Annotated in this window: 24 protein-coding genes, 1 tRNA gene and 1 pseudogene; all 26 read left to right on the forward strand. The window is 39.1% G+C overall.

Features of this window, described 5'->3' with window-relative positions:
• The first annotated feature begins 111 nt into the window (after positions 1–111).
• The 26 genes and pseudogenes from hemL (at position 112) to A3G3_RS14045 (ending at position 26,259) form a co-directional block, all read left to right on the forward strand.
• A complete protein-coding gene (gene hemL, locus A3G3_RS0108110; protein ID WP_019520037.1) occupies positions 112–1,404 on the forward strand; it encodes a glutamate-1-semialdehyde 2,1-aminomutase in 1,293 nt (430 codons plus the stop codon).
• Between the two features lie 78 nt (positions 1,405–1,482).
• A tRNA-Lys gene (locus A3G3_RS0108115) sits at positions 1,483–1,558 on the forward strand.
• Positions 1,559–1,799: 241 nt separating this feature from the next.
• Positions 1,800–2,453, forward strand: a complete 654-nt coding sequence (gene lolA / locus A3G3_RS0108120; protein ID WP_019520038.1) for an outer membrane lipoprotein chaperone LolA — start codon at positions 1,800–1,802, stop codon at positions 2,451–2,453.
• A 703-nt stretch (positions 2,454–3,156) separates the two neighbouring features.
• Positions 3,157–3,793 (forward strand): annotated as a pseudogene (gene ndhC / locus A3G3_RS0108125) (NADH-quinone oxidoreductase subunit A).
• A 40-nt stretch (positions 3,794–3,833) separates the two neighbouring features.
• Positions 3,834–4,385, forward strand: a complete 552-nt coding sequence (locus tag A3G3_RS0108130) for a hypothetical protein (RefSeq protein WP_019520040.1) — start codon at positions 3,834–3,836, stop codon at positions 4,383–4,385.
• A 105-nt stretch (positions 4,386–4,490) separates the two neighbouring features.
• A complete protein-coding gene (locus A3G3_RS0108135) occupies positions 4,491–5,153 on the forward strand; it encodes a NuoB/complex I 20 kDa subunit family protein (protein ID WP_019520041.1) in 663 nt (220 codons plus the stop codon).
• A 67-nt stretch (positions 5,154–5,220) separates the two neighbouring features.
• Positions 5,221–5,790 carry a PAAR domain-containing protein gene (locus A3G3_RS14035; protein WP_019520042.1) on the forward strand — a complete coding sequence of 190 codons (570 nt, stop codon included), beginning with the start codon at positions 5,221–5,223 and terminating at the stop codon, positions 5,788–5,790.
• Positions 5,783–6,436, forward strand: a complete 654-nt coding sequence (locus A3G3_RS0108145; RefSeq protein WP_019520043.1) for a hypothetical protein — start codon at positions 5,783–5,785, stop codon at positions 6,434–6,436. Before A3G3_RS14035 ends, A3G3_RS0108145 begins: the two co-directional genes overlap by 8 nt.
• On the forward strand, positions 6,433–6,861 hold the full coding sequence (locus A3G3_RS0108150; protein WP_019520044.1) for a hypothetical protein: 429 nt from the start codon (positions 6,433–6,435) through the stop codon (positions 6,859–6,861). The genes A3G3_RS0108145 and A3G3_RS0108150 overlap by 4 nt, the downstream gene beginning before the upstream one ends.
• 581 nt (positions 6,862–7,442) lie before the next feature.
• Positions 7,443–7,796 carry a lysozyme inhibitor LprI family protein gene (locus A3G3_RS13470; RefSeq protein WP_019520045.1) on the forward strand — a complete coding sequence of 118 codons (354 nt, stop codon included), beginning with the start codon at positions 7,443–7,445 and terminating at the stop codon, positions 7,794–7,796.
• A 466-nt stretch (positions 7,797–8,262) separates the two neighbouring features.
• A complete protein-coding gene (locus A3G3_RS0108165; RefSeq protein ID WP_019520047.1) occupies positions 8,263–8,556 on the forward strand; it encodes a hypothetical protein in 294 nt (97 codons plus the stop codon).
• A gap of 129 nt (positions 8,557–8,685) precedes the next feature.
• Positions 8,686–10,440, forward strand: a complete 1,755-nt coding sequence (gene nuoC / locus A3G3_RS0108170; protein WP_019520048.1) for an NADH-quinone oxidoreductase subunit C/D — start codon at positions 8,686–8,688, stop codon at positions 10,438–10,440.
• A gap of 61 nt (positions 10,441–10,501) precedes the next feature.
• Positions 10,502–11,023: a PAAR domain-containing protein gene (locus A3G3_RS14525; RefSeq protein ID WP_019520049.1), complete on the forward strand. Its 522-nt coding sequence runs from the start codon at positions 10,502–10,504 to the stop codon at positions 11,021–11,023.
• 681 nt (positions 11,024–11,704) lie between these two features.
• A complete protein-coding gene (locus A3G3_RS0108190; RefSeq protein ID WP_156802135.1) occupies positions 11,705–12,172 on the forward strand; it encodes a hypothetical protein in 468 nt (155 codons plus the stop codon).
• A gap of 82 nt (positions 12,173–12,254) precedes the next feature.
• Positions 12,255–12,764: an NADH-quinone oxidoreductase subunit NuoE gene (gene nuoE, locus A3G3_RS0108195; RefSeq protein ID WP_019520053.1), complete on the forward strand. Its 510-nt coding sequence runs from the start codon at positions 12,255–12,257 to the stop codon at positions 12,762–12,764.
• Positions 12,761–14,212 (forward strand): complex I 51 kDa subunit family protein, encoded by a 1,452-nt coding sequence (locus A3G3_RS0108200; protein WP_019520054.1) that lies wholly within the window; start codon positions 12,761–12,763, stop codon positions 14,210–14,212. The genes nuoE and A3G3_RS0108200 overlap by 4 nt, the downstream gene beginning before the upstream one ends.
• Positions 14,213–14,222: 10 nt before the next feature.
• The gene (gene nuoG / locus A3G3_RS0108205) at positions 14,223–17,156 is read left to right on the forward strand and encodes an NADH-quinone oxidoreductase subunit NuoG (protein WP_019520055.1); all 2,934 of its coding nucleotides are present in this window, start codon (positions 14,223–14,225) and stop codon (positions 17,154–17,156) included.
• Complete coding sequence (nuoH, locus tag A3G3_RS0108210) at positions 17,157–18,221, forward strand: NADH-quinone oxidoreductase subunit NuoH (protein ID WP_019520056.1); 1,065 nt, start codon at positions 17,157–17,159, stop codon at positions 18,219–18,221.
• A gap of 21 nt (positions 18,222–18,242) precedes the next feature.
• Positions 18,243–18,782 carry an NADH-quinone oxidoreductase subunit NuoI gene (gene nuoI, locus A3G3_RS0108215; RefSeq protein WP_211207561.1) on the forward strand — a complete coding sequence of 180 codons (540 nt, stop codon included), beginning with the start codon at positions 18,243–18,245 and terminating at the stop codon, positions 18,780–18,782.
• Entirely contained in the window at positions 18,779–19,366 is a 588-nt protein-coding gene (gene nuoJ, locus A3G3_RS13480; protein ID WP_019520058.1) for an NADH-quinone oxidoreductase subunit J, read from the forward strand. Before nuoI ends, nuoJ begins: the two co-directional genes overlap by 4 nt.
• 1 nt (position 19,367) lies before the next feature.
• Positions 19,368–19,676: an NADH-quinone oxidoreductase subunit NuoK gene (gene nuoK / locus A3G3_RS0108225; protein ID WP_019520059.1), complete on the forward strand. Its 309-nt coding sequence runs from the start codon at positions 19,368–19,370 to the stop codon at positions 19,674–19,676.
• 3 nt (positions 19,677–19,679) lie between these two features.
• Entirely contained in the window at positions 19,680–21,557 is a 1,878-nt protein-coding gene (gene nuoL / locus A3G3_RS0108230) for an NADH-quinone oxidoreductase subunit L (protein WP_019520060.1), read from the forward strand.
• A 5-nt stretch (positions 21,558–21,562) separates the two neighbouring features.
• On the forward strand, positions 21,563–23,173 hold the full coding sequence (nuoM, locus tag A3G3_RS0108235) for an NADH-quinone oxidoreductase subunit M (RefSeq protein ID WP_019520061.1): 1,611 nt from the start codon (positions 21,563–21,565) through the stop codon (positions 23,171–23,173).
• Entirely contained in the window at positions 23,173–24,660 is a 1,488-nt protein-coding gene (gene nuoN, locus A3G3_RS0108240) for an NADH-quinone oxidoreductase subunit NuoN (protein WP_019520062.1), read from the forward strand. Before nuoM ends, nuoN begins: the two co-directional genes overlap by 1 nt.
• Before the next feature lie 97 nt (positions 24,661–24,757).
• On the forward strand, positions 24,758–25,549 hold the full coding sequence (locus A3G3_RS0108245; RefSeq protein WP_019520063.1) for a ferredoxin--NADP reductase: 792 nt from the start codon (positions 24,758–24,760) through the stop codon (positions 25,547–25,549).
• A 137-nt stretch (positions 25,550–25,686) separates the two neighbouring features.
• Entirely contained in the window at positions 25,687–26,259 is a 573-nt protein-coding gene (locus A3G3_RS14045; RefSeq protein WP_019520064.1) for a DMP19 family protein, read from the forward strand.
• The last annotated feature ends 1 nt before the right edge of the window (position 26,260 follow it).

A 26,260-nucleotide genomic window follows, 5' to 3' on the forward strand; every position in this document is an offset into this window, starting at 1 on the left:
TAATAGTGGGATAAATTGGTTTTTGTTTTAGCGGTTTTTTTAAAGGCGAAAAATTGTTATAATGATTGGCAATTTTTTAACATTTTTTTAAAATCAAAAATAGGAATAACCATGAGCAACGCCAACCAAATTTTATTCAACAAAGCCAAAATCCACATCGCAGGGGGTGTTAATTCGCCTGTGCGTGCCTTTGCAGGTGTGGGTGGAACGCCTGTATTTATCAGCCGTGCCAAAGGCTCAAAAATATACGACACCGAAAATAATGCCTATATTGACTATGTTGGCTCATGGGGACCGATGATTTTGGGTCATAGCCACCCACATATCATTGAAGCGGTGAAAAAAGCCTGTGATGATGGTCTATCTTTTGGTGCACCCACGCCATTTGAAACTACCATTGCCGACAAAATTTGTGAATTAATCCCAAGTATTGAATTAATACGCATGACCAGTTCAGGCACAGAAGCCACCATGTCTGCCATTCGTTTGGCTCGTGGCTATACTGGGCGTGATAAAATTGTCAAATTTGAAGGCTGTTACCACGGACATTCTGATAGCTTGTTGGTAAAAGCAGGCTCTGGTATGCTTGACATCGGAGAACCGACATCAAAGGGCGTACCAGCCGACTTTGCCAAACATACCCTTACCTTACCCTATAATGACAAACAAGCTTTAATAGACTGTTTTGCAAAATTTGGTAATGAAATTGCCTGTGTCATCGTTGAACCAGTCGCAGGCAACATGAACATGGTCATTCCAAGCCAAGATTTTCACAACACCTTACGCCAACTTTGTACAGACAATGAAGCGGTGCTGATTTTTGACGAAGTAATGACAGGTTTTCGGGTTGGACTAGGCGGTGCTCAAGCCCATTTTGGCATTACCCCAGATTTAACGACTTTTGGTAAAATCATCGGTGCAGGCTTGCCAGTTGGGGCATTTGGTGGTAAACGTGAAATCATGGAACACATCGCACCGCTTGGGGGCGTGTATCAAGCAGGCACATTATCAGGCAATCCTTTGGCAATGCGAGCAGGGATTGCTATGTTTGAATTATTAACCCAAGACGGTTTTTACGACAAATTGAGCGAAAAAGTCGTGTACTTGACTGATAATTTGGAAAAATTGGCAAAAGAAGCAGGGATTGCTTTTAAAACCACCCATTTAGGCGGTATGTTTGGTTTGTATTTTACCGACAATGACTTGCCAAAAAACTTTGATGAAGTCAGCCAATGTGATGATAAAAAATTTGCTACCTTTTTTCATGGTATGCTAGAACGTGGCATATATCTTGCTCCGTCTGCGTTTGAGGTCGGGTTTATGAGTAGTGAACACAGCCAAGAAGATTTAGATAAGACGTTAGAAACGGCAAAAGAAGTGTTTGCAAATATGGCACAAGCCTAAAAATTTTGATAAAAAATTGCAAAATTTTCTAAAAAAACCTTGCTTTTTTAAAAAATATCCGTATAATACGCACTCATTGGATCGTTAGCTCAGTTGGTAGAGCAGCGGACTTTTAATCCGTTGGTCCCGCGTTCGAGTCGCGGACGATCCACCATTTATACAAAAAATAAAGATAAACCCTTTCTTAACGAAAGGGTTTTTTTCTGCCAAAAATTTTTAACATGGTGATAAAAAACGCCATTCATTTAGAATTTGTTACAAAAGTTACAAGTTATCCAAAAAACATTGCACGGCTAGGCTAGAACTGCAAGAAAAATTTAGCGATAATAGCCCACATCAATTTTTACCCTAAATTTTATTTTTAAAAAATTTTAAATTTTGAAAGAGGAACGATTATGTTAAAACAATTTACCACGCCTGTATTAACCGCCATTTTGGCTATGTCAACCCCGTTAGCAATGGGGCTTGCCACTGCCCAAGCTAAACCTGCAAACGAAGCAACGGCATCAAAAAACTTAAATGGTTTATTAACCAACGTTAAAAGCATGACTGCCAATTTTAGCCAAATGACCAAAGGTGGAAAATCTGCCAACCGCAGTTTTAGTGGAACAATGGCGGTACAACGCCCAAATAACTTTCGTTGGCACACCACAGGCAACGCTGAACAGTTAGTGGTAGCGAACGGTAGCACCCTTTGGATTTATGATAAAGATTTACAACAAGCCACTCGCCAAAGTGTGAGCAATCAAATTGGCGATACGCCTGCGTTATTGCTATCGGGCGACCCTACCAAAATTTCTGCCAGTTTTAAAGTGACCCAACCCGATGCGAGCAAAAATTACTATGTGTTACAACCAAAATCAAGTAATGCTAACTTTAAAAGCCTAAGTTTATCCTTTAACAACGGCAACCCTGTAATGATGGTGTTAAATGATAACTTGGGGCAAACAACGAGCATCAAATTTAGCAATGTCAAACGCAATACTGGCATTGCCAAAAGTCAATTTACCTTTACACCACCAAAAGGGGTGGATGTGATTGACCAATAATTGACAATACGGATACCAACCGTTGTAAATTTTATAAACCCATGTGAATAGCATGGGTTTTTGGATTTTGTTGTAATTTGTTACAATTTTTTGTGATTTTAGGGTTGTGGTTGCGGATTAAAACTTGGGGTGAATTACTAGCATTTTTTATTTAAAGGGAGTATAATTGCCACGTTTCGCCAGTTGATAGCGTTTAACAATCAAGTTTTGCCCATTTTGTTTTATCGATTGATAAGTTTTGCAATATTTTTTTTAAGTTTGTGGCAAAAATCGCTAGGAATGGCGGTTTTTTTGACACAAATTTGATTATGAATGCAAATTTTTGGGATAGATTTTAGCGATTAACCAGCCGATAGATGAATATTAAACAAAACGATGATGGATAAATCGGGTTATTAGATGTGTGATGTGTTGTTTTGTCTAGGATTTGATTTATCGTGAGATTTATCAAAGCATTTGTATTATCTTTCTATTTTTCTCTTGCATGGCTAGTAGCCAAGCGTCAAGATGCGTCAATCGGTTGAATGAAAAAATAAGAACCTGTATTCATAATGTTTTTGCAATGAAAAATGCGATAAATCGCCTGCTTTTCATGCAAAAGCAAACTTTTATGGACTACTTTTACAAAAAAAATTAAGTTGTGTAAGGTTATGAATACAGGTTTTAATAAGTTCAAAATCCTTTTGGCAAGGAGTTCTTAATGCTGTTAAGTTTTGATTGGTCTGCGATTGTCTTTTTATTGGCAGGGTTTGGTCTGTGCCTATTTATGCTGTTGGTGCCACGTTTATTGGGTGGTACATCAAAAGGCTTTCAAAAAGAAGAAAATTTTGAGTCGGGCGTGGTCGGTGCGGGTACGGCTCGTATTCGTTTGTCTGCCAAGTTTTATGTGGTGGCGATTTTCTTTGTGATTTTTGACCTTGAAGCCTTGTACCTTTATACCTATGCGGTATCGGTCAAAGAGGCCGGTTGGCTTGGTTTTGCGACCATTGTGGTGTTTGTGCTTGAGTTGTTGGTAGGTTTGTATTATTTGTTAAAATTGGGTGCATTAAATTGGTCGCCAATTGACAAAAAACCAAAAACCCCACGTTTAAGTACAAAACCTGTTGGTTTTAATTTGGCGGATATTACCAAATTTAATGGCATTGATGAGCTAGAAACTGACCCAACAGGCAAAGTGCCTGCTCAGTCGTCTGGTAAGGTTTTTTCAGAAATAAAAGACTTGTAAAGGGTACTTGAATAAAGACAAACAAGATGTGGTAAACATTGACCATATCAGCCAAACAGGGCGAGTTACCATGCAAAAGTTGATTAATTACAGAATTGTCATAAGTAAAACTTAACTAAGTTTGAATAAATGGGCTATTTAAAAAAGGTGTTAAAATGCAGGAAAAATTTGCCGAATTTTTAGAATTGTTAGCTGATTATGATGATCCTTCTGAATTGCTTGAGCTTTTTGACAGTTTGGTGGGCGATAGAGTGTCTTTTTCTCGGTTTTTGATGGAAGCTTACGGTCTTACAAAAGAAGAAGCAGAAGAATGGCAGGATGATGATGAGGCTTATGAAGATGAAGAAGATAGGGAATATTCACGGCGTTTACAATTATCGGCTGGTGTTTGTTTGTTGCTTCGTGAATTTGGATATGTTTACAATGACGATTGGAAGATGGATTATGAAGGTCTAAGTGAACATATTTCTGAATGGCTTGACCAAGAATTTGAAATTACTTTTGAAGAATGCAAGATGGCTTTTGATGATTCAGATGGTGAAGCTATGCCCGCTGATGTTATTCGCCAAAAAATAGAACAAGAAAGCGATTTTACTTTACTTGAATTTATTAGTGGAGATGACGATGTGAATTTTGCGATTGTCCAAAAAACTGATAAAGCAAAAATTTTAGAATTAGCCGATGAATTGGGCATTATTGTAGAATAATTCAATAATATTTTTCCATTCAAAATAGACATTTAATTCCTTAAATATTACACCCAAAACTCAAAAACTGCCAGTTTTAAAGCAAGCATTCTAAGGTAGATTCCCATGAAATACACTTTAACCCGTGCTAACACAGATGCCAATAAATTCCCTGCCCAAACGCGTGAAATTCTTGATGAAGAAGAAGTCAATCGCAATATTGTGATGACAAGGCTTGAAGATTTAGCCCATAGTCTTGCCAATTGGGGACGTAAAAATTCACTGTGGCCGTTTAACTTTGGCACAAGTTGCTGTTATGTGGAATATGCCACGACATTGACTGGTGTACATGATTTGTCTCGTTTTGGGGCGGAAGTTATCCGTGCTTCTCCTCGTCAGGCAGATGTGATGATTGTGGCAGGGACGTGTTTTATGAAAATGGCACCTGTAGTACAACGTCTGTATGAGCAAATGCTTGAGCCGAAATGGGTGATTAGTATGGGGGCGTGTGCCAATTCTGGTGGTATGTATGATGTGTATTCGGTGGTGCAGGGCGTGGATAAGATTATCCCTGTTGATGTGTATATCCCTGGTTGTCCACCACGTCCAGAAGCGTTGATTCAGGCGATTATGCTGTTGCAAAATCAGATTGATAAGGAACGCCGACCGCTGGGTATTCATGTCAAAGATGACGGTATTTATCAGCCAATTATGCAACCTGAACGTGATAGAAAACAAGCAGAACGCATTGCGGTAAAAAATTTAAGAAGTCCTGATAATGTGGAGTGATTGGATCTTATATTTGTTTAAAATTGGCTTTGTGAATATTTGTGTTGTGTAATTTGGGAGATAATCTATGCCCTTAACTCGCTATTATATATTGGAAAATGATACAACCACAGCAGGTGGCGTCGTCCAAACAACAACCAATCCGATTATCTCTAATGTCAGTGGCAAAAAACAAAGCTGTATCGGTGATGATGTCTGGTGTCCTGCTTGCCAATCAATGGGTCAAATCATTCCGACAGGTCCAAGATTATCTTTTTCTTTGGGTGAGGCAATGCCTGCCTTAAATGATGATTTGTGTCTATGCAAATGTAATCCACCACCAAAACTTATCAATTCCCAAACCAACTTTAAAGAAATCATTGATGATAATAGACTTGCCCAGTACCAACAAGCAAGAGAGCAATACCGACAATCTTTTGCTGGGTTTGGTATTGAAGAGATACCTACTTATACTCTGTTGGTTTTGGTTGATGATTTTAGCAACCCCTTAAAAAATTGTTTTTATTCCATAAAATTTGATGATGGGGAGATATTATTTGGACATACAGATGATGATGGTAGAACACAAGAATTTTTGGCAAATAAAACCATTTCCAACATTCGCTATCAAATAAATCAAGGACTTTCAGATGAGTAATTCAAGTCAAGAACAAAACAGCCCAATATTTAAACCAATGCAAAACAATATCTGTACCGCACAAATATCACCCAACGAAAGCATTATATCTCAAATTGAAAGACGGAATGCTCAAAGGCAAAAGTTAGTGGAGCAAACCATCGCTTGCCCAACTCACAAAACTTTATGTTGGGCATTAAATGAGTTGGCAAAATATGAAAATAAAAAAGGAACGGAGGAGTTTTGTGATTATGTATATCAACCACCAACAACAATAATGCATCATTCAGTTGAAAATGATTACTTAAATGACGGTGAAAATACAGAGTTTTTAACTTTAAGTTTTCCCAAAATTGAGTATGGTTGGTTTGGTATTGAATTGGGCATAGAAGTTACACCGCCAAAATTTCCATTATATGTTGATATAGAATATATTGAAATCGGCTATGTACTTTATAAAAGGTATCGTGGCATGGCTTTCGGTTTTTATTTTGGTTTTAATAGCTTTAAACTTTTTATGCAATCGGTTTTTCGGCATGGAGGAAATAATTTTGGACATCCACCAAATAAATATGGCTTTGTTCTTGGTGTTGCAATAGCTAGAGATTTCCCCAAAATTCAGAATTTTGTAAATCAATGGTGTGTTGGAGAGGTGTGTAAATTATGAATAAATTGCGCATATTGTCAAAAAAAAACATGTATTGCGAGCTATTATTTTTATTTTTTTTAGCACCAATGTTTCTTTATGTGTCAGCAATTGTTTATCGTATTGATGCAAGACAAAAATCAGTAAATGAATATTTTATTGAATTATTGACTTTTCCTATAGTTTTAACTTTTTTTATATTGTTAATTTTAAACTTTTTTGCAGATTTTATAAATTATAAAAAAAATAATTTTTTTTACTTAAAAAAGATAGTAATAATTTTAAATTTGTCTTATATCTCATTTGTCTTGTTTACTATTTTTAAAAATTCAATTTACAACAATTTAAATGGTTATTACGCATTTGTTTTCTTATTTATTCCAATATTGATGTTATTTTTCTATAAAATTTATAAATATTATGGTTATTATAAAGAATTTTTTTAAATAATTTCTTTACTTTAATAGTATTGTGAATTATACAAAATTTCATACAATATCCAAAGTTTTGTAAATCAATATTGTATTGGTGAGGTTTGTAGGTTATGAATGCGGAAGATAAATTAAGGGAGATTTCTAAAAAAATATCAAATATGGTATTTTTAATGTAGTTTTCTTATTTCTGTTTTTTTTATGGTTTATGACCCACATTGTATACTATTTAGATGAAAAAAAGAAATCAATAGAGTTATATGCTTTGGACTGTTTTTTTAATCCTTATGTGTTTTCTATTTTTTTTCTTATATGGGCAAACCTAATAATAGATTTTGTATTATACAAAAATTTAAAATGAGTAAGATTAAAAATCTTATTATTTGTGTTAAATATTAACTGTATGATTTTTGTATTAGAAAATTATTTTGATAGAGATATTTTTAATATTTATGTATTCTATTTCTGTTTAGGTTTTATATCATTTATTTTTTACAAAAATACATAAATATTATCAGTATTATAAATTAACAAAAAATTTATAGTTTATCAATTAGGTTGTTTTTCATTTTGTATTTTTGAAAGAGGATTAAAGTGTGATTGCTATCAATAAAATTGCTTTTGTGATATTACTTGGTTTGAGTGTTAATGCTTTTGCTTGCAATTCAGATAGCGTTGTTTGGAATGATATTTTGGAATGCTATATGAATGATGAAAAAGAGCAAGAAAGAAAATTTAATCAAGCATATCAAGAAACTCTTAAAAGATTGCCCATTGTCAAAAAAGTAGCCTTAAAAAAATCTCAAAGAGCGTGGCTTATTAAAATGGAAAATGAATGTGCAGAATTTAATAATCAAAGTCTTTATGGTAGAGAAGGGGCTTTTGATGTTATTCAGTGCAGAATAAATGCAATGGAGCAAAGAACTGTATTCTTGATAAATTACCGTTAGAGGCTTTTTCTTTTATGGACTGCAATGAGATATTTAAAAAGATAAGGTGCGTGCCTTTAAATAAAGAGTACGCACCTCCAAAACCCAAAATTAAAAATAGATTGGGTATTTTATTTTTAATTTAAAATTTATTAATGTAAAAATTGTATTTAAAACGGTGCGTTATACGCACTTTACAATTGGTGTATATGATTTTGGTAACAGTGCTCTAAGTGGAAGTAGCATTGGAAGTAAAATATGGAAATTGTATCATAATAACCCTAAGAATAAAAAATTTGTGGAATGCGAGAAGCTATGATTAAATATTGGTTTGCAATCCCAATTTTATTGGTGAGTAGTCTTGTTGTTGCTGGGGAAAATATTAAGTTACATAAAACTAAATATTTTAACAAAAAGTCCTGCTTGGTAAAAAACCTGACAAAATTAAGTAATAATGGTGTAGAATTGTTAAATAATGGGGGTTCTTATGATTGATAATCCAATTATAAGAGTGAACTTATTAAACGATAAGGGTGATGTTTGTTATTATTTTTATTACGAGCCTACGGCAACATTTTATATTGATACTAAACTAAATAATGGTATGGTTAAGATAACAGAAATTCCTGGTTCAGCAATGAATACAAATTGGTATGAAGTTAATTATAATTTAGATGTCAGAAACAAAAGATTGATTTATGGGCAATCTTATGTAATAGATTTTTCTTTGGATGAATCTGGAAATTGGATAGAAGATAAAATAATTCAATCCACCAAATAATTGCAATATGTGTAATTATATATGTTTTATATTTAAAAAGATTGGCAGTAAACTTCAAACTTAATCTATTAAATTTGAATAATTAAATCTAGTAGATTAATAGGTATACATAAACAAAAAGTTGGTATTATGAGTACATATCACATACACGATACGCAAGTTTTTGATGAACTAAATCAACAATTTGCTAATCAATACACCGTTCAAACAACCATTGACGGCGTGCCGACCATTTGGGTGGCAAAAAATAACCTTGTGGAAATTTTGCTATTTTTACGCAAATTGCCAAAGCCTTATGTTATGTTGCTTGATTTATCAGCAATAGACGAACGCCTACGCCAACATCGAGACGGTTTGCCTGATAGCGATTTTACCGTGTTTTATCATTTGATGTCGCTGGAGCGTAACAGCGATATCCGTATCAAAGTGGCGTTAAAAGAGCCAAATTTGAACGTACCAACCGCCACACGCATTTACCCAAATGCCAATTGGTATGAGCGTGAAGTGTGGGATATGTTTGGCATTAAATTTGACGGACATCCACATTTAACACGGATTTTGTTGCCAAAATACTGGGAAGGACACCCTTTGCGTAAGGAATACGCCAGCCGTGCGACCGAAGTTCCGCCTTATTATTTGGATAAAGGCAAACAAATGTTTGAACAGGAAAATCTGCGTTTTGTGCCTGAAGAATGGGGCATGAAACGCTCTGGACGTGATGAAGATTTTATGTTCTTAAATCTAGGGCCTAACCACCCGTCTGCTCATGGTGCGTTTCGTGTGGTGCTACAGCTTGACGGTGAAGAAGTTGTTGATTGTATTCCTGATATTGGCTATCATCATCGTGGTGCAGAAAAAATCGCTGAACGTCAAACATGGCATTCCTTTATTCCTTATACCGACCGCATTGACTATTTAGGTGGGGTAATGAATGAGTTGCCGTATATCATGGCAGTGGAAAAATTGGCAGGCATTACCGTGCCTGACCGTGCCAATACCATTCGCATTATGATGAGTGAGTTTTTCCGCATTACCAATAATTTGTTGTATTGGGGTACGTTTATCCAAGATGCTGGCGGCATGACGCCTGTTTTCTATATGTTTGCCGACCGTCAAAAAGCCTATGATGTGATTGAAGCGGTAACGGGCTATCGTATGCACCCTGCGTGGTTTAGAATTGGTGGTACTGCTCACGATTTACCGAATGGTTGGCAACGCCTTGTGCGTGAGTTTTTGGATTGGATGCCAAAACGAATTGATGAATATTATAAAGCCACTATGAAAAATAAAGTGTTACAACTGCGTACCCAACAAGTCGCCCAATATGATGCCAAACAAGCGTTGGCATGGGGTGTCACTGGGGCTGGCTTGCGTGCGACTGGTGTGGAATACGATTTGCGAAAAGCTCGTCCATATTTGGGCTATGAAAATTTTGATTTTGAAATACCTGTGGAATATAACGGCGATGCCTATGACCGTTGTTTGGTAAAAATTGGTGAAATTCGCCAGTCTTTAAAAATTATTGAACAATGTTTAAATAATATGCCTTCTGGTGCGTACAAAGCTGACCACCCATTGGCTGTACCACCGCCAAAAAATCGCACCTTAAATGATATTGAAACGCTGATTAACCACTTTATTTCGGTATCGTGGGGACCTGTCATGCCTGCTGGTGAAAGCTCGTTTATGGTAGAAGCGGTGAAAGGTATTACCAATTATTATATCACGTCTGACCGCTCAACCATGAGTTATCGGACTCGTATCCGTACGCCGACTTTTGCTCATCTGCAACAAATGCCAAGCGTGATTAATGGCTCTTTGGTGTCGGATTTGATTATTTATTTGGCAAGTATTGACGTGGTCATGGCGGACGTGGATAGGTAGGGTTTTGTTACTTGGGTTTTTGTAGTTGTTTATTTTTACTTATTTTTTTATTGGAATTTGTATGCTTTTAACTCGTTATTATATTTTGGAAAATGATACCACTACTGTAGGTGGTGTTGTCCAGAAAACAAATAATACGCTTAGTTTTAAAGTGTATGGCAAAAATAAAAGCTATATTGGCGATCATGTATGGTGTCCAGTTTGTAATACGATGGGGGAAATTGTTGCTAACGGAGCGAGATTAAATGTCAGTGTGAATGGTTATGTGCCTGCTTTAAATGATGATTTGTGTATGTGCAAATGCAGGCCATCACCAAAATTGGTTCATTCACAAACGACTTTTAAAGAAACGATTGATGATGATACGTTAGCTAAATATGAGCAAACACAACAAAATATTGCAAATGTTTCTAAATACAGTGCACAAGTTCAATTTATATCAGAAGATAGTATTCCTTATGCTAACATTGATTATGTAGCAAACAATGTTACTACTGGTAAAAGATATTGTGGAATAACTGATAAAAATGGTTGGACACAAACATTTTATTCAGACAAACCAGATGATTTTGAAATATATTAAAATGAATGAATATTTTAACTCCAACCATTATATTGTATCTTTGGTTAGTAGTAATATTCTGCCACAAGGTAAAGGTCCGAATTTGCCAAATCATTGGGTGGTATGGTCTAGTACTTTGAATGGTACAAATGGTAAACCAATTCATAACAAAACCAAAGCTAATGAAAATATTGGTCTGACAGTGTTTTCTTGGGGAGAGCATTATATGGCAATCAAGCCAATGACATATACGATGTTTAAGGTGCGTCATCATAAATCTTTTGTATTTAGGAAATAACTTATGGTGTGCCGGTTTATCTTTTTGATGTTGAGTTTATTTTTAACAGCCTGCTTTGACGACAAAGTGATACCCGATAAACTTCCTGAGGCTTGTTTGGGTCAGTATTATTCCCAAAAAATAGAAATTTTGAATGGTCATGTTATAGATTCTACATTTAGCTCCAATATATCGGATGCAAATTTCAAATTGTCTCCTAGGATATATAATAATGGAAAGCAGGATGTGGATATTTATAATAATCCGTTATTTCATGAAGATTACAATATACTTAGTTTAATGGGAACTCCAAGTAACACAAGCCCTATTAAAGTGGATATTAATTATGATATATATAAACATATGTTTTCATTTTTTGAGCCGAGTGATGGTTATAAAAAAATATACGTAATAAATGTTAGGCAATGCAATTAGTTGAGCTGTATTTTTATCAAATAGGTATAACTATGAATGTTAAAATTCCTCTTTTGCTCGGTTTAATGTTTGTATTGACGAGTTGCACTAAAGCTACTTTTTATCCAGATACCTTACCTAATGCTTGCTTAAATCAATTTTACAGTGCTAAAGTCTATATTAGTGGTGGATTGGTAGTCTCGGATGATGACTATTCATATGGTACAATCTCAGATAAAAATTTTAACTTAACTCGACGACTAGGTAGACCTCAAGTTAATCCAGCAGAATTTGAAAAAAAATATGGAAAACTTCCTGCTTATGATGCTAATGAACTTACGATATCAGGCACACCTACGAGCTTAGAGCCGATTGATGTAAAGCTTAATATTGATTTTTATAAACATATGTTTTCATTTTTTGAACCGAGTGATGGTTATAAAAAAATATACGTAATAAATGTTAAGACATGCAATTAGGCTTGCTATAATATAGCGATGAAATCTGAATACAGTTATTTTTTAAGTTAATTAAATTTACCAAAATTAACATGGTACAAACATGAAAATAGTAACCGACAAAACTCCAAAAGTCGCCGTTGAGACGATTTTAACCGCTGACGAGATTGCAGGCATTGATGAATATATTCATCACTATCCACAAGCTCGTGCGGCTGTCCTTGATGCGTTAAAACTGGTACAAAAACGTAACGGCTGGGTGGACGATGCCCAAGTACAAGCCATTGCCAATATGTTGCAAATCCCAGTCTCGGACGTGGACGGCGTGGCAACATTTTTTAACCGTATTTACCGCTCGCCAGTGGGTCGCCATGTGATTTTGCTGTGCGACTCTATTGCTTGTTATTTGACAGGGTTTGAAGCGGTGGCAAAAGAGTTAAAAGCCCAACTTGGCATAGAATACGGTCAAACGACCCCAGACGGACGCTTTACCCTATTGCCAATTTGTTGTTTGGGAAATTGTGACAAAGCCCCAGCTATTTTGATTGATGAAGATACTTATGGCCCTGTTGAAGTCCATGAAGTCGCCAAACTTTTGGAGCAATATCAATGATTTATAACAATGTCAATAATAAAGCAGATTTGGCAAGTCAAATTCAAGCACGCCAAAACGGACTTGCTCCTAGTCAATTAAACCGCCAAAAAACCCCCATTTGGGGAGTCGGTTTGGCAGACGGTCAAGAGCCAACAAGTGAGACCCACCCTTTAACATGGCGACTGTATCATCATGATGCGGTGCTAGATTTGGCAAGCTATGAAAGTTTAAAAGGTTTTGAAGGGTTAAAAATCGCTTTAGGCAAAACCCCAAAAGAAGTGGGCGAAATGATTAAAACCGCCAATGTGCGTGGACGTGGCGGTGCAGGATTTAACGCAGGATTAAAATGGACATTTATGACACCGCCTGATGGTGGGGTTCGTTATTTGATTTGTAATGCGGACGAAATGGAACCAGGTACTTTTAAAGACCGCCTGTTAATGGAGCGTTTACCATTTCAGCTCATTGAAGGTATGCTGATTACCGCTTATGCGATTGGGGCGAGTGCAGGTTATATTTTTATTCGTGGAGAATATTTAATCGCCGCCGAGCGTTTGCAAAATGCCATTGATGAATGTATTGCCAATCATTTGCTTGGCGAGAATATTCTTGGCACAGATTTTAAATTTGAACTTCACGTGCATACAGGGGCAGGGCGTTATATTTGTGGTGAAGAGACAGCCTTGATTAACTGTTTAGAAGGCAGACGAGCCAACCCACGCACAAAACCACCATTCCCACAAGTGTCAGGGGCTTGGGGGCGTCCAACGGTTGTGAATAATGTAGAAACGCTGAATAATATGCCTGCCATTATGTTAAATGGGGTGGATTGGTATCTGAATTTACCAAAGGCAAAAGGCAAATCAGAAACCCCTGGTACAAAAATTATGGGTTGTTCTGGTCGTGTCAAAGATGCAGGGCTTTGGGAATTGCCATTTGGTTATACTGCACGAGAGTTAATCGCATTGGCAGGGGGTATGCAGGACGGTTTAACACTTAAAGCATGGTTACCGGGGGGAGCATCTACCGACTTTTTGACCGCAAGTGATGAGCATTTGGATTTGGTGATGGATTTTGACCCGATTATGAAAGCAGGTAGCCGTTTGGGAACGTGTTTGATGATGGTCGTTGATGAAACGCAAGATATGGTTAGCCTGTCGCATAATTTACAAAACTTTTTCCAACGTGAAAGCTGTGGTTGGTGTACGCCTTGCCGAGACGGTTTGCCATGGGGTGTGAAAACCTTAAACGCCATTGAGCAAGGGCAGGGAAAACCTGAAGATATTGGCGTTTTGCAAGAATTAACCAGAAATTTATGGCTTGGCAAAACCTTTTGTGCCCATGCACCCGGTGCTATGGAACCGCTAATGAGTGCGTTAAAATATTTTAAACATGAATTTGAAGCAAAAATTCCCCACAGCAATGACGAATTAAACGTTGTTGATGCAGGCAAAACATCAGTATAAGGAATAAAGCATGGCAGTGATTCATATAGACGGCAAAAGTGTTGAAGTTGATGGTGCAGACAACCTATTGCAGGCGTGTTTGTCGCTTGGCATTGATGTACCTTACTTTTGTTATCACCCTGCCTTAGGTTCGGTGGGGTCTTGCCGTCAATGTGCGGTAAAACAGTACAATAATAAAGAAGACTATGAAGCAGGGCGTGGGCGACTTGTGATGTCGTGTATGGTCAATCCAACCGAAGATATGTATATTTCGGTAACAGATAACGAAGTCAAAGCATTTCGCAAAAGTTTGATTGAATATATCATGACCAATCACCCACACGATTGTCCAACCTGTGAAGAAGGCGGGCATTGCCATTTGCAAGATATGACTTATATGTCTGGTCATAAAAATCGCCGTTACCGCTTTACCAAACGTACCCACCATAACCAAGATTTAGGGGCGTTTATCAATCATGAGATGAACCGTTGTATCGCCTGTTATCGTTGTGTGCGTTATTACAAAGATTATGCAGGTGGCGAAGACATGGGGGTGTATGCGTCCAATAACCGTGTGTATTTTGGGCGAGACAAAGACGGTCAATTTGAAAGCGAGTTTTCAGGCAACTTGACCGAAGTTTGCCCAACAGGCGTGTTTACCGACAAAACCCACTCCGACCGCTATAACCGCAAATGGGATATGCAATATGCCCCAAGCATTTGCCATGGCTGTTCTACAGGTTGTAACATTTCGGCAGGCGAGCGTTATGGTGAATTAAGACGGATTGAAAACCGCTTTAACGGTGATGTGAATGGTTACTTTTTGTGCGACCGTGGGCGTTTTGGTTATGGCTATGTCAATCGGAACGACCGCCACATTCAGCCAACTGCTAAAAAAAATCCATTAAGTATTGATAATGCCATTGACAGTATTGCCAGTCAATTAAAAGGTAAAAAAGTGATTGGCATTGGTTCGCCAGTTGCCAGTTTAGAAGCAAATTTTGCCTTAAAAAAACTGGTTGGGAGCGATAATTTTAGCATTGGTGTTAGCAAAAAAGAGCAAGATTTGGTACAAAAATGTATTGATATTTTAACCACCGAAGATGTTTACAATCCGACCTTGCGTGAAATTGAAAGTTATGATGCGATTTTGATTTTGGGCGAAGATTTAACCCAGACCAGTCCACGAGTGGCATTAGCTGTTCGTCAAGCAAGCAAAAATAAAGCCCGTGAAATGGCTCATGCCCTGCGTACGCAAGAGTGGCTTGCCGAGCCTGTTCATCGTATCGGTCAAAAAGAATTTAGTCCGATTTTTGTGATTGATGTCAAAGATACCAAATTGGACGATATTGCCGAAGTCAGTTGCGTGGCGACACCCAATGAAATTGCTAAATTGGGCTTTGAAATTGCTAACCAAATGCAAAACCTAGATAGCCAACATTTGCCAAAAGATTTACAAATTGAATTTGGCGATAATAGCGATACGGTAAGTTTTGCTAAACATATTGCTCAAACTTTATTAAAAGCCAAACGTCCGCTGATTATTTCAGGGACTTCGCTTGGCAGTACCGCCATTCTTGAAGCAGCCGCCCAAATTGCTTATTTAGCAGAACAAAAACGTGGTGAAGTGGTCAGTTTTGAAAAATCCATTGTGGACGCACATAATACGGCTGTGGATATTGAAATTGCCAAAATTAACGAAGAAAAAGCCTTGTTAAAACAAGAAAGTGATACTGAGCAGAAGTCAGAAGTTCAATTACCAAAACATATGAATATGACCGTTGGTTATCAAGGTAAAGCCGATATTTATTTGACCGTGCCAAAATCAAACAGTATTGGGGTGAATTTGCTGGGTGGTTTGTCGCTTGATGATGTGTTTGACATTGAAAATGCCGAAGCGGTAATTGTCATGGAAAACGATGTTCATAACCGTTTAACCGCAGAGCAATTTAGACAATTAACCCAAGATAAAACTGTGATTGTGCTAGACCACGAATATTATTCATGGCATGACGAAGCGAGTGTGGTGTTGCCTGTGGCAACTTTTGCCGAGTCTGATGGTACGCTTGTGTCGGCTGAAGGCAGAGCCCAACGCTTTTTCCAAGTGTATGACCCCGTTTATTATAATCCTGAAAATATGGTCAAAGAAAGTTGGCGTTGGTTACACGCTGTAGAATGTGAAATAAACGGACGTGCGATTGATTGGACACAGCTTGATGATGTGGTAAATGCGGTTGCCAACATTAATCCAGTATTGCAAGGGATTAAAGACGCATCACCAACGGCGGATTATCGTATTACAGGCTTAAAAATCGCTCGTGAACCACGCCGTTATTCAGGTCGTACTGCCATGCGTGCTAATATCTCGGTGCATGAGCCAGAGCAACCCAAAGATGTTGATACCAGTTTAACCTTTTCACAGGAAGGCTATGTCGGTGTAGAAACGCCGTCATCAATGATACCGTTTGCGTGGTCGGCAGGGTGGAACTCGCCCCAAGCGTGGAACAAATACCAAGATAAAGTTGGTGGACATCTGAAAAATGGCGATAGTGGCGTGCGTTTGTTTGATAGAATCAACCGTTTGCCAAAACGTGAATATGTCGCTCCAGATTTTGATGAGGTTGAACCCATTAGCCAGTTAGTACCGATTTATAATATTTTTGCCAGTGATAATTTAACCTCTCGTAGCTACGTTGTCGCATCACAGTTAATTGAACCGATGTTTACGGTTGCCAATGATGATGCAAAACTTTGGCAATTACAAAGCGGTGATAAACTCACGGTTAAGGTCAATAATACAGCGGTTACCCTACCTGTAAAATTGGTGGATTATTTGGCAGACGGCTGTATCGGCTATCCTGTGGGACAAGTGCCAAGTTTAACCGCAGAATTAACTAAAAATCATGTTTCGGTGAGCTTTATTAAAGCGGGCTTAACCAATCAAGTAAAAGTGGAGAACGTGTAAATGGAGCATACGTTAAGAGAATTGCCAAATTTACCCAGTTGGTTAGCCAATGTCATCACGCCTGAGTGGTGGAATGTTATTTTTTTAGTGGGGCAATCGCTGGTTATCTTTTTGTCGGTGGTGATTTTTGCTGCCTTGATGATTCCATATGAACGTAGAATGTTGGCGTTGTGGCAAGACCGTTACGGCCCGAACCGTGTGGGTTGGCAAGGCTCGCTACAAGTGGCAGCTGATATGCTTAAAATCTTTTTTAAAGAAGATTGGACACCCAAATTTGCGGATAAGTTCATGTTTATCCTTGCCCCTGCGATTGCGTTGTTTACCGCTTTGGCAGGTTATATCATTGTACCTGTTTCGCCGTCTTTGGGTGGGGCAGATTGGAGCATTGGTATTTTGTTTTTCCTTGCAATGGCAGGCTTGGCGGTATATGCGGTGATGTTTGGCGGTTGGGCTTCTGCGAACAAATATTCATTATTGGGTGGTTTGCGTTCAGCAGCTCAGACCATTAGTTATGAAGTGTTTTTAGGCTTGTCGCTTATGGGTGTGGTTGCTTTAGCAGGGTCGTTTAATTTGCGTGATATTGTGGCATCGCAAGCGGGTGGTTTTTGGGAATGGAACGTTTTTGGGCAGATTTTTGGCTTTTTAACCTTTATGGTAGCAGGGGTAGCGGTAACGCACCGTTTTCCATTTGACCAACCAGAAGCAGAACAAGAGCTTGCCGAAGGTTATCACGTTGAATATTCTGGTATGAAGTTTGGTATGTTCTTTGTGGGTGAGTATGTTAATATTGTGCTTGTTTCATCACTGATTACGATTTTGTTTTTTGGTGGTTGGCACCCGATTGCTGATATTGCGATTTTTACATGGATTCCGCCACTCATTTGGTTTATGGTAAAAACGTTGTTTTTTATGACCATGTTTATTTTGGCTCGTGGGGCGTTGATGCGTCCACGTTATGACCAAGTGATGAATTTTGGTTGGAAAATTTGTTTGCCAATTACCTTGTTAAACTTGGTGGGGACGGCAGGCTATATTTTGTGGCGTTCCAATGGTGGGGTGATGTAGGGGAATATGATGTATTTAGATATGGTTAAAAATACGATTACAGGTTTTGGCTCGGTCATGCGGACGCTTGTTATGGTGGCAAGTCATGCTACTCGTAAGCGTGATACGATTTTGTACCCAGAGCAACCTGTGCCAGTTCCGCCACGTTTTCGTGGTCGTATTGTTTTGACACGAGACCCAGACGGTGATGAGCGTTGTGTGGCGTGTAATCTTTGTGCGGTGGCGTGTCCTGTAGGTTGTATTAGTTTGCAAAAGGCAGAACGTGAGGACGGTCGTTGGTATCCTGAGTTTTTCCGTATTAATTTTTCACGCTGTATTTTTTGTGGTATGTGCGAGGAAGCGTGTCCGACAACGGCAATTCAATTAACACCTGATTTTGAGTTGGGTGAGTACAATCGCCAAAACTTGGTGTATGAAAAAGAACATTTGCTCATTTCAGGGCCTGGCAAATACCATGATTATAATTATTATCGGGTAACAGGTATGGCGATTAAAGATAAGCCCAAAGGTTCGGCTCAAAATGAAGCCGAGCCGATTGATTTACGGAGTTTATTGCCATGATTGGAGCGACCATTGGTTTTTATTTGTTGGGTTTGATTGCTATTATCGCAAGTTTGCGAGTGATTATGCAGAGTAATCCTGTTCATGCCTTGTTAAATATGATTGTGTCATTGTTGGCAATCTCAGGGGTGTTTTTTGCCTTAGGAGCACCCTTTGCAGGGGCGTTAGAAATTATTGTATATGCAGGGGCAATCATGGTGTTGTTTGTCTTTGTGGTGATGATGTTAAATTTAGGTACGCAAAATGAGTTAGAAGACAGTTGGCTAACATCAAGTGCATGGGCTGTACCAACTGGATTGGCTTTGGTGATTGGCTTGGTTGTTGTGAGTATGATTGGCATGAATGAATCTGCCACAGGCTCGGCGCTGATTGGTACACAAACCGTTTCAGCAAAAATGATTGGTAAAAAATTATTTACCGAATATTTGTTGTTGGTTGAGATTGCAGGGTTTTTGTTGTTAGCAGGGCTTGTGTCGGCGTATCATTTGGCAAAACGTGCTTTAGATGATGAAAATGTCAGTCATACCAGTTTGTTATCACAGGCTGATGAGCGTTTCGCTGACGGACAAAAGGAGAAGGCGTAAAATGGGTCAAATTCCATTAGAACATGGTCTGATGTTGTCAGCGATTTTGTTTGCCATTGGTTTTTGTGGTGTCATGGTCAGACGCAATTTTTTGTTTATGCTCATGAGTCTGGAAATCATGATGAATTCGGCAGCGTTGGCGTTTGTGGTGGCAGGTAGTCGTTGGGTAAATCCAGACGGTCAAATTATGTTTATTTTAATTTTGACATTGGCGGCTGCGGAAGTGGCGATTGGATTGGCGATTTTGTTGCAGTTTTACCATAAGCGTGGGCATTTAAATGTGGATACTGCCAATGAGATGAAGGGGTAAATCATGAGTTTGTTACCATTAACATTTATCCTGCCTGCGATTGGCTTTTTGATTTTGGCAATCATGCGAGAGCGTTTGTCTGAACAGAAAGCCACGATTGTGGGCGTTGGTAGTATGGGCTTGTCGGCAATTTGTGCGTTTATCACGATTGCTCAATTTTTGTCGTCTCAGCCAACAGGGGCGGTGTTAAATATGCCATTGTGGACGTGGATGCGTGTTGGCGATTTTGCCCCAAATTTTGGATTGTCGCTTGACGGTTTAAGCGTTACCATGCTTGGGATTATCACTGGGGTGGGCTTTTTAATTCACCTGTTTGCATCATGGTATATGCGTGGCGAAGATGGGTTTGCTCGCTTTTTTAGCTATATGAATTTGTTCGTTGCCAGTATGTTGCTCTTGGTTTTGGGCGATAATTTGGTACTGTTGTATTTGGGTTGGGAAGGTGTTGGCGTTTGTTCGTATCTTTTAATCGGATTTTATTATGCCAATCGTGCCAATGGGCGTGCGGCGATGAAAGCCTTTACCGTAACTCGTGTGGGCGATGTATTTTTGGCGTTTGGTTTGTTTTTGTTGTTCCGTGAAGTGGGGACGCTAAACATTCATGAAATTATCGCTCGTGTTCCAGAAATTTTCACCTTAAACAATCCAACTTTGCAATTAACCGCTATTATGCTAGTGCTAGGTGCGATGGGTAAATCGGCACAAATTCCGCTCCATTCTTGGCTTGCCGATGCGATGGCAGGTCCAACGCCTGTGTCTGCGTTAATTCACGCAGCAACCATGGTAACCGCGGGCGTGTATTTGATTGCTCGTTTGCATCCAATTTTTATGTTAACGCCTGATGTGTTGTTAAATTGGGTGGGTTTTGTCGGTGCGGTAACTTTATTAGTTGCAGGGTTTTGTGCGTTGGCACAGACCGATATCAAGCGTATTTTAGCGTATTCAACCATGAGTCAAATTGGTTATATGTTTTTGGCGTTAGGCGTGGGTGCGTGGCAAGTCGCTGTGTTTCATTTAATGACGCACGCATTTTTTAAAGCCTTGTTATTCTTGGCATCAGGTGCAGTGATTTTAAGTGTACACCATGAACAAAACATCTTTAAAATGGGCGGATTACGCAAAAAAATTCCGTTGGTATTTTGGAGTTTTGTCGTGGGTGGTGGTGCGTTGGCGGCGATACCTTTTGTAACCGTGGGCTTTTATTCCAAAGATGCGATTATTTGGGAAACGTTTGCCACAGGTAATATGCACTTGTTTTATATGGCGGTACTTGGAGCGTTTTTAACGTCAATTTATACGTTCCGTATGATTTGGTTTGCCTTTTTTGGCGAAGAAAAAACCCACGCTCATGCGTTATCAGGCTTGTCTTATCAAATTCCGTTGGTGATTTTGTTAATTTTATCAACTTTTGTTGGTGCTTGGATTACACCACCACTCGATGGTGTATTGCCGTTAAGCCAAGGTATGCTACAAGAGCAAGCAGGTCATGCCCATGGCAAGCATACAGCAGAATTTATTGCGATGGGTGCGATGGCGTTTGGTTTGTTGGTCGCTTGGTTCTTGTATGTGGCAAATAAAGGTCGGATGTTGGCACAATTTAAACAATCTAGCCTTGGCGGTGCAATGTATTATTGGTGCTATAACGGTTTGGGTTTTGATGCCTTGTATGATTTGGTATTTGTAAAACCTTTCTTACTCATTGGACGTTTGTTAAAAGCCGACCCTGTGGATAAGGCGTGGAATGTGTTGCCTGCGTTGGCGATTATGGGTCATCGTGTGGCAAGTTTGTTCCAGTCAGGTTCACTGCGTGGCTATGCGGTTAGTTTTGGCTTGGGTATGGCGTTGTTGTTGGTGTTGGTAATGGCGAAGATAGGGAATTAATTGTTATGAATAATCTTTTGTTACCTGCTTTGATTTTTTTACCAATAATCACAGGTTTTTTGTGTTGGTTGATTGAAAAGGTGGATGAACGTTTTCCCCGTTGGGTGGCGTTTTTTGGTATGTTAGCCACATTTTTGGTAACTGTTGGTTTGTGGCATACGGGCGATTTTATTGGCTCGGCGGATAAGGCAATTGCCTTTGGGCAAACGCCGACGTGGCTGGCGGAGTTTCGTTTGCCTTGGATAGAAGCCTTGGGCATCAGTTTTCATTTGGCATTGGACGGTTTGTCGCTATTAATGGTCAGCTTGACCGCCTTTTTGGGTATGATGGCGGTAGCGTGTTCATGGAATGAAATTGGACATCGGGTCGGCTTTTTCCATTTAAACCTGCTTTGGAGTTTGGGTGGCGTTATTGGTGTATTCCTTGCCATTGATATGTTTTTGTTCTTTTTCTTTTGGGAAATGATGTTAATTCCGATTTATTTTCTCATTGCGATTTGGGGGCATAACAGTGGCGGTAAAACCAAAGAATACGCAGCGACTAAGTTTTTTATCTATACCCAAGCATCTGGTTTGGTGATGTTAATCGGTATTTTAATCCTTGTGATTATGCACCAATTACAAACTGGGCAGGTGAGCTTTAATTATATGGACTTGCTTGGTACGGATTTGGGCAAATGGCAATATCCTGTGATGTTAATGTTCTTTATTGGTTTTGCGGTAAAACTGCCGATTTTCCCTTTGCACGGTTGGTTGCCTGATGCTCACGCCCAAGCCCCAACCGCAGGTTCGGTGGATTTGGCAGGGATTTTGATTAAAACGGCGGCGTATGGGTTGTTGCGTTTTGTGTTACCGATGTTCCCTGAAGCCAGTCATGAGTTTGCTCCGATTGCGATTGCGTTAGGTGGTATTGGGATTTTCTATGGTGCGTGGCTTGCCTTTGTGCAAACTGATATCAAACGTTTGCTGGCTTATACCAGTATTTCGCACATGGGTTTTGTGGTGTTGGCGTTGTACGCAGGTACGTTGATGAGTTTGCAAGGCTTGATGATACAAATGTTGGCTCATGGTTTAAGCTCAGCGGCGTTATTTATCATGAGTGGTCAGTTGTACGAACGTCTGCATACCCGTGATATGAGCGTGATGGGCGGTATGTGGGGGCAGATGCGGTATTATCCACCGCTACTCATGTTCTTTAGTGCAGCGTTAATGGGTATCCCCGGAACGGGTAATTTTATTGGTGAATTTTTGATTTTAATGGGTTCGTTTAAAACAAATCCTATGGCGGTCGTGTTGGCAACCTTTAGCCTTGTGTGGGCAGGGTTGTATGCGTTAATCATGATTTATCGTACCTTATTTGGTGAGACCACCGAAACCATTCACAAAATCGCACCGATGAAAAATATGACCGCTCGAGAAGCCATGATTTTGCTAACCTTGGCGTTTGGTTTGTTGTGGTTAGGTTTGTATCCACAGTCATTTTTGGATACGTCAGACCACAGTATGCGTTGGATTGCGGATGCGTATCAACAAGTTGTGCCAACGGTAGTAGATATGCCTGCGGTTTCACAAGCACCTGTATCAGATGAGCCCTTTGCTCACTTGGAGGCAAAATAATGAATTCAGTCATTTTTGATAGTCAAACACTGATGGCATTAGCCCCCATGTTAATTTTGGGTTTAACCGTGGTGGTGGTGATGATTGCCATTGCGGTAAAACGCTCGAATATGGTCGCAGGTACGCTGAGCGTGATTGGCTTAAATGTGGCAATGTTAACCTTAATTGCCCAATTACTTGGCTATTTGCCAAGTAGTGAAGCGGTGTCAACCTTATTTATGTTGGACGGTTTTGCCAAATTTAATATGCTAATGGTGTTGTTAAGTGCATTGGCGTGTTTTACCTTGGCGTATGGCTATATTGAAGGTTATACAGACAACAAAGAAGAGCTGTATTTGTTGATGTTAATTGCTACGCTTGGTGGTATGTTCATGGTGGCAAGCGACCATTTGGCATCTTTTTTTATCAGTCTTGAGTTATTATCTATTCCGATGTACGGGATGTTGGCTTACACTTTTAACCGTAGTAAATCGTTAGAAGCAGGACTAAAATATTTGGTATTATCAGCGACTGCATCAGCAACCATGCTGATGGGTATGGCGTTGATTTATGCTTATACAGGTACGTTGTCGTTTCGTCAAATTGGTATCGGCTTGTTTGGCTTATTACAATCAGGCGAAAGTCCTGCCTTGTTGGTAGTTGGGGCGAGTATGGTGCTGTTTGGCATTGCCTTTAAACTGTCTGCTGTGCCATTTCACACTTGGACGCCTGACGTCTATCAGGGGGCCCCTGCCCCTGTGGCGACCTTTTTGGGAAGTGTGGCAAAAGTGGCGATGTTGGCTTTGGCAGTACGTTTCTTGGCAACCACCGCATCGGCCTTGACCCCTGCGATTGTTAGCGTATTGTTTGTGATTGCGATTTTATCGATGATTATCGGTAACTTGTTGGCATTACGTCAGACCAATGTCAAACGGATGTTGTCGTATTCGTCTATTGCCCACTTGGGTTATGTGTTGGCAATTATCGCCAGTATGAAGGAGCAATCAGGTGGATTGGCAAGCCTATACATGGCGGTCTATGCGTTGACAACGGTTGGGGCGTTTGGCGTGATTACCATTATGTCAAGTCCATACCAAAACCATGGCGAAGCAGAACACATCGAAAACTACCGTGGCATGTTTTGGCAACGTCCGATTTTAACCGCCGTAATGACAGTTATGTTGCTATCGTTGGCAGGTGTACCGTTAACCGCAGGTTTTATCAGCAAATTCTTTGCGGTATTTGCCACCGTCCAAGTACAACAATGGTGGTTAGCAGGGGCGATTATTGTTGGTAGTGCGATTAGTTTGTACTATTATTTGCATTTTATGCTGATTATGTTCAAACGCCCACAACAGCAAAAATCGTTTGATGCAGTGAACCATTGGGGTATCCAAGCAGGCGGTATCATGGTGTTATTGGTAACGGCATTGATATTATTCTTGGGTATTTTCCCAAGTAGCTTATACAAAATTGTAGAATTTGCCTATATTGCACCGATGCAGTAACCTTAAATTTAGTAAAATACAAAAACGCATTCAATACAATTTTGGGTGCGTTTTTTGTTTATAATATGCAAAAATTTGACAAAAAATAGGAAAAAAAATGCCAGAAAATATCAAAACGGTAACCGTTACCAACATTAGACAATGGGCAAAAACCTTATTTAGTTTTAAAGTAACCCGTCCAGACGGTTTTAAATTTACCGCAGGGCAGTTTGTAAGATTAGGTTTAAATCCTAATACAATCAAAAACCTAAATACGAAAGATGATAATGAAACGATTTTTCGGGCTTATTCGGTAGTATCATCGCCGTATGATGAATTTATTGAATTTTTTTCTGTGGTCATTCCTGATGGGGCATTTACTTCAAAATTGCAATATTTACAAGTCGGCGATAGTCTAGAATTAGACACTACGCCGTACGGATTTTTGACCTTGCCCCGCTATCAAGCCCCCGTACCCAAAGACTTGTGGCTATTGGCGACAGGCACAGGATTAGCCCCATTTTTATCCATTTTAAAAACGTTGGACGTTTGGCAAACTTATCAACAAATTTATCTAATTTATAGTGCAAGAACCCAACAAGAATTGGCTTATGTAGAAGAAATTCCCCAACTAAAAGCCACTTATGGTGAAGACGGAGCAGAGTTTCAGTTTGTACCGATTGTAACACGTGAAGCAAATTTTGACGGATTAAAAGAGCGGTTACCGACCTTGATTTTATCAGGTAAATTGGAAAACTTTGTTCAACAAAATTTAAATCCAGAAACCAGTCATGTGATGTTGTGTGGCAATCCACAAATGGTGGATGATACCAAAGAAGCCCTAAAACAAAAGGGGTTGACCATGAACCGCCGTGGCGAAGGTAATATCGCTGTAGAAAATTATTGGTAAGTATTGCTAAAAAAAGGAATAATGATGTTGATTGATAAAATTTACATTACGCCGAGTGATGATAACAACTCGCTTAACGATTTTTTAAGAGTGTTTTTAGCAATGTTGATAATGTCAATGCGTATTTTGAGTGACACTTGCACGGTGATGAGATTTTGCCTGCGGTACTGTATAGCTACTATGTGGAATATTACCGCTCGCAAGTAGTAACAGGTAGCGTGGCTCAGTTTGCTCATCAGACCCGTTGGCAAAGTGAAATTTTGCACTTTGTGGAGCATGGTCTGCATGAGATAGGGGCGAGCGAGCATTTGGCGTTGCTTGATAAGATTGCCGATAAAATTTTGCATCAAATTGGCGTGGATAATTTTGTGGCATCTACCGAACAATCCTTTGATAATAGGCATCCGATTGCCCAAGCGTTAAGCGTATTTACCGATGAATTTATCCAAATTAATGATACTGAAAATTTAGCCAAACTTAATCATGATTATTTACAGCAACATTCGAAGTTAGTGATAATTGATGAAGAAGGCTTTAAAAATTTATTAAAAGAATTGGATAAGCAGCTAATTTTGCAACAACGTCAACAGCATTTTTTTACCAGTCGTGGGCGGTTCTTTTTGCAACAAAGCTCACCACAACAAAATGGCAATGAAATCAACATGATGACTTATGTTAATCCCACTGCCGTTGCGACTTTAAAGGTTTGAG

The sequence above is a fragment of the Moraxella boevrei DSM 14165 genome (assembly GCF_000379845.1).
GTDB classification, from domain to species: Bacteria; Pseudomonadota; Gammaproteobacteria; order Pseudomonadales; family Moraxellaceae; genus Faucicola; species Faucicola boevrei.

What these genes read in the sequence shown, in the direction of transcription:
- hemL (WP_019520037.1), top strand. Translation starts at nt 112, where the DNA reads ATGAGCAACGCCAACCAAATTTTATTCAACAAAGCCAAAATCCACATC.
- lolA (WP_019520038.1), top strand. Translation starts at nt 1,800, where the DNA reads ATGTTAAAACAATTTACCACGCCTGTATTAACCGCCATTTTGGCTATG.
- A3G3_RS0108130 (WP_019520040.1), top strand. Translation starts at nt 3,834, where the DNA reads ATGCAGGAAAAATTTGCCGAATTTTTAGAATTGTTAGCTGATTATGAT.
- A3G3_RS0108135 (WP_019520041.1), top strand. Translation starts at nt 4,491, where the DNA reads ATGAAATACACTTTAACCCGTGCTAACACAGATGCCAATAAATTCCCT.
- A3G3_RS14035 (WP_019520042.1), top strand. Translation starts at nt 5,221, where the DNA reads ATGCCCTTAACTCGCTATTATATATTGGAAAATGATACAACCACAGCA.
- A3G3_RS0108145 (WP_019520043.1), top strand. Translation starts at nt 5,783, where the DNA reads ATGAGTAATTCAAGTCAAGAACAAAACAGCCCAATATTTAAACCAATG.
- A3G3_RS0108150 (WP_019520044.1), top strand. Translation starts at nt 6,433, where the DNA reads ATGAATAAATTGCGCATATTGTCAAAAAAAAACATGTATTGCGAGCTA.
- A3G3_RS0108165 (WP_019520047.1), top strand. Translation starts at nt 8,263, where the DNA reads ATGATTGATAATCCAATTATAAGAGTGAACTTATTAAACGATAAGGGT.
- nuoC (WP_019520048.1), top strand. Translation starts at nt 8,686, where the DNA reads ATGAGTACATATCACATACACGATACGCAAGTTTTTGATGAACTAAAT.
- A3G3_RS14525 (WP_019520049.1), top strand. Translation starts at nt 10,502, where the DNA reads ATGCTTTTAACTCGTTATTATATTTTGGAAAATGATACCACTACTGTA.
- A3G3_RS0108190 (WP_156802135.1), top strand. Translation starts at nt 11,705, where the DNA reads ATGCAATTAGTTGAGCTGTATTTTTATCAAATAGGTATAACTATGAAT.
- nuoE (WP_019520053.1), top strand. Translation starts at nt 12,255, where the DNA reads ATGAAAATAGTAACCGACAAAACTCCAAAAGTCGCCGTTGAGACGATT.
- A3G3_RS0108200 (WP_019520054.1), top strand. Translation starts at nt 12,761, where the DNA reads ATGATTTATAACAATGTCAATAATAAAGCAGATTTGGCAAGTCAAATT.
- nuoG (WP_019520055.1), top strand. Translation starts at nt 14,223, where the DNA reads ATGGCAGTGATTCATATAGACGGCAAAAGTGTTGAAGTTGATGGTGCA.
- nuoH (WP_019520056.1), top strand. Translation starts at nt 17,157, where the DNA reads ATGGAGCATACGTTAAGAGAATTGCCAAATTTACCCAGTTGGTTAGCC.
- nuoI (WP_211207561.1), top strand. Translation starts at nt 18,243, where the DNA reads ATGGTTAAAAATACGATTACAGGTTTTGGCTCGGTCATGCGGACGCTT.
- nuoJ (WP_019520058.1), top strand. Translation starts at nt 18,779, where the DNA reads ATGATTGGAGCGACCATTGGTTTTTATTTGTTGGGTTTGATTGCTATT.
- nuoK (WP_019520059.1), top strand. Translation starts at nt 19,368, where the DNA reads ATGGGTCAAATTCCATTAGAACATGGTCTGATGTTGTCAGCGATTTTG.
- nuoL (WP_019520060.1), top strand. Translation starts at nt 19,680, where the DNA reads ATGAGTTTGTTACCATTAACATTTATCCTGCCTGCGATTGGCTTTTTG.
- nuoM (WP_019520061.1), top strand. Translation starts at nt 21,563, where the DNA reads ATGAATAATCTTTTGTTACCTGCTTTGATTTTTTTACCAATAATCACA.
- nuoN (WP_019520062.1), top strand. Translation starts at nt 23,173, where the DNA reads ATGAATTCAGTCATTTTTGATAGTCAAACACTGATGGCATTAGCCCCC.
- A3G3_RS0108245 (WP_019520063.1), top strand. Translation starts at nt 24,758, where the DNA reads ATGCCAGAAAATATCAAAACGGTAACCGTTACCAACATTAGACAATGG.